The following is a 1,454-nucleotide window of genomic DNA, read 5'->3' as shown; positions in this document are numbered from 1 at the left end:
CCGAAGGTGACGTTGACCGCCGTGCCGCCGTTGAAGGAGGTGAAGGTCAAGGTCTTGCCGCTGATGCCGCCGATGCCAGAGGTGCGGGCCGCGGTGAAGGCGGTCGCCGTCCCGGTGTTGCCGGCGAGGCCGAGCGCGTTCAGCGCGTTGCCGGTGCCGGTGACCGACAGATCGGCGTTGACGCCGGTCGAGATCTTGAGCAGGCCCGAGGCGTTGACCGACGAGTTGGTCTGGCCGGAAGCCGTCGCAAGCGTGGCGGTGCCGTTGGCAGCGATCGTCGCGGTCTGCACGCCGGTGGCGAGGTCGATCGCCTTCAGCACGTCGTTGAGCGTGCCGCCCTGCAGATAGACCGTCGAGTTGCCGTTGCCGTCGGTGAGGATGTTACCGCTCGCACCAAAACCGGTCGGAATGCTCGGCGCACCGGTCGAGCCCGGGATCGGCGCGTTCTTGAAGGTGATGACGTGACCGTTGACGTTCAGCGTCGAGCCGTCGGTGATCGTCGCACCCAGCGAGGCAGCGCTCGTGGTCCGGTTGACGCTCACGGTGGCGTTGCCGCCGCCGACCGAGCTGGTCAGGCCCAGCGCCTTGAGCAGGTCGGCCTTGCCGGTGACGCTCAGATCCGCACCCGTCGAGCTTCTCAGCGTGACGGCACCGCCACCAACGCTCGACGCGGTCTGGTTGTTGCTCGTGGCGATCGTCGCAGCGCCGGAGCTGATCGAGACCGTCTTGACGCCGCTGGCGAGATCGATCGCGCTCAACAGATCGTTGACGTTCGCGGTCGGAGCGCCGGCGGTGCCGAGATAGATCGTGGTGTTGCCGTTGCCGTCGGTGACGAGATTGCCGCTGACGCCCGAGCCGGTCGGAACGGCGGTCGCCGCCGGAGCAGAACCGCTGCGGAAGGTGATGGTCTTGCCGTTCACGGTCAGCGTGTCGCCGTCGGCGGGCTGGGCGTTGCTCGTCAGACCGGTTGCGGTCGTGCCGTTGGTGGCGATCAGGGTGATGGTGCCGGTCAGGGCCGTGGTGCCGTCGCCGGCCGTTCCCGCGGTGCCCGTGAAGGCGCCGATGGTGGCGCCGAGCGTCGTGGTGCCGGTCGCCGCGGTGGTGCCGCCGGCCGCGCCGCTATACACGACGTTGCTGCTCGCGGTCGCGCTGGCATAGGAGGTCGTGCCGCGCAGGTCGGCCGCTGTCGCACCGGAGATGGTGGCGGAGACGTTCGACTTGGTGGAATAGCCGACCGTGGTCTGCAGCGCCTGGTTGGCGATCGACTTCGCAGAGTCGATCAGCTTCTGCAGCGAGGTGATGCCGGTGTTGGCAGCCTGCAGCACCTGCACGCCGTTGGCGATGCCGTCGAGCAGATTGTTGATGTCGCTGGCGCGGTTGTCGAGCGACTGTGCCGTGAAGAAGTTGGTGGGATTGTCCAGGGCCGAGTTGACGCTCTTGCCGGTCGACAGACG

1 protein-coding gene is annotated in these 1,454 nt (G+C 68.0%); it reads right to left on the bottom strand.

The annotated features are described in order from the left end of the window. Positions 1–1,454: DUF1522 domain-containing protein (locus P0R31_RS40615; protein ID WP_275521210.1), on the bottom strand; the 1,454-nt coding region annotated here is incomplete at both ends.

The sequence above is a fragment of the Bradyrhizobium yuanmingense genome (assembly GCF_029167105.1).
GTDB classification, from domain to species: domain Bacteria; phylum Pseudomonadota; class Alphaproteobacteria; order Rhizobiales; family Xanthobacteraceae; genus Bradyrhizobium; species Bradyrhizobium yuanmingense_A.
Note: the sequence above shows the minus strand (reverse complement) of the source record. Positions and strands in the feature narration are given on the sequence as shown.